General features: G+C 66.8%; 1 protein-coding gene. It reads left to right on the top strand.

The window, feature by feature from the left end:
- Window positions 1-163 precede the first annotated feature (163 nt).
- A complete protein-coding gene (locus tag O3Q52_RS52485; protein WP_269655453.1) occupies window positions 164-1,873 on the top strand; it encodes an IS1634 family transposase in 1,710 nt (569 codons plus the stop codon).
- Window positions 1,874-1,977: the final 104 nt, after the last annotated feature.

The following is a 1,977-nucleotide window of genomic DNA, read 5'->3' as shown; positions in this document are numbered from 1 at the left end:
CCCGGGTTCGACGTAATTCGGGGGTTCTAGAGGTTCAGCCAGGGTGAACATGCAGGTCGCGGCGCTTCAGTTCGCTGAGAAGACCGAAAGTGCCTAGAGACGCGATTTTATAGATTCGCCTGCGCTGGCCTGGGCATAGCTCGTAGGGTCTGGAGCCGTGTACGTGAAGACGGTGAAGCGGGAGAACAAGTCCGGGACAGTCCGGTACCTACACCTGGCTCACAACGAGTGGGATCCGGTGAAGGGACGGGCGGTGCCGAAGGTGCTGTTCACCTTCGGCCGCGAGGACGACCTGGACCGCGACGCGGTCAAGCGCCTGGTCGCGTCTCTGTCGAGGCTGCTGGAGCCGGGTGACGCGCTGGCCGCGACCGCCACGTCGGATCTGGAGTTCACCTCCTCGGTGCCGTACGGCGGCGCCTATGTGCTCGACCACCTGTGGCGCCGGCTGCGGATCGACCAGATCGTGGGCCGGGTCGGGCAGCCCAAGCGAGGCCGCCGCCGGGACGTGACCGCGACCGAGCGGGTGCTGTTCGCCCTGGTCGCCAACCGCGCGCTGGCCCCTTCCTCGAAACTCGCGGCGGCGGACTGGATCACCAACGACGTGCATATCCACGGCCTGGCCTCCATCGGCGAACAGCCCTGCTACCGGGCGATGGACTGGCTCCACGAGGTGACCGGCGACCTGGAGAAGCAGGTGTTCGACGAGGTCGCGAACCTGCTGAACCTGGAGGTGGACCTGCTGTTCTTCGACACCACCAGCACCTACTTCGAGTTGGAGGAGCCCGACGAGCCCGTCGCCCGCGACGATGCGGGCCGCCGCTTGGACACCGACGATGCGGACGGCGACGCGACGCAGGCTGCCGGGTTCCGGACCTACGGCAAGTCGAAGGACTCCCGCGACGACCTGCCGCAGATCGTGATCGGCATGGCGGTCACCCGGGACGGGATCCCGGTCCGCTGCTGGTGCTGGCCGGGCAACGCCTCCGACCAGACGCTGATACGTCAGGTCAAGGACGAGATGCGGGACTGGACCCTCTCCAAGGTCGTGTGGGTGGCCGACCGCGGTTTCTCCTCCGCCGCCAACCGCCGCTACCTACGCAAGGGCGACCACGCCTACATCATCGGCGAGAAGCTCCGCTCCGGGAGTCCCGAGGTGCAGGCCGCCCTGTCCCGGCAGGGCCGCTACCAGGACGTCGCCGAGAACATGCGCGTCAAGGAGGTGCGGATCAGCGACACCGACCGGTTCGTGATCTGCCACAACCCCGAAGCGGCCGAGCGAGACCGGCACATGCGAGAACAACTCGTCGCCCAGCTGGCCGACTTGATCGCCGGCACCGACAAGCTCAGCGACTTCAAACGGGGCGAACTGCGCGGGAAGATCGCCGACAAGCCCGGCCTGAACCGCTACCTTCGCGCCACCCCGGCCGGCAAGCTCCGCATCGACCAGGCGAAGATCAAGGCGGAGGAGAACCTCGACGGGAAGTACCTCCTGCGCTGCAGCGATCCCCACCTGAGCGCCGAGGACATCGCGCTGGGCTACAAGCAACTGCTGGAAGTCGAGCGCGGCTGGCGCGACATGAAACAGATCATCGACCTGCGGCCCGTCTACCACCGGCTCGAAGAACGCATCCGCGCCCACGTCGTCCTGTGCTGGCTCGCTCTCCTTCTCATTCGGATCACCGAGACCACCACCGGCGACACCTGGCCGCACATCCGACGCGAACTCGACCGGCTCCATCTGGGCACCTTCACCGGCCCTACCGGAACGTTCCAGCAGGTCACCGCCCTGACCAAGGCCCAGCGAGACCTGCTCGCGAAGCTGGAGATCCCCGTCCCCAAGCAGGTCGTCGCGCTCCAGCCCGCACCCCGCTGACCAGCGAGAACATCACCGCCTAGAGACGCGCCCTCCAGGCGTTCCCACCCATGTCTGCGCAGGTCAAACCCCAGATTCAGAGCTCCAGGCTGCCGAATTATGTC

Origin of the sequence: Streptomyces sp. ActVer (assembly GCF_027270795.1) — a bacterium.
Taxonomy (GTDB): domain Bacteria; phylum Actinomycetota; class Actinomycetes; order Streptomycetales; family Streptomycetaceae; genus Streptomyces; species Streptomyces umbrinus_A.
The sequence above is the reverse complement of the archived record's forward strand: the minus strand, read 5'-3'. Positions and strand labels throughout refer to the sequence as shown.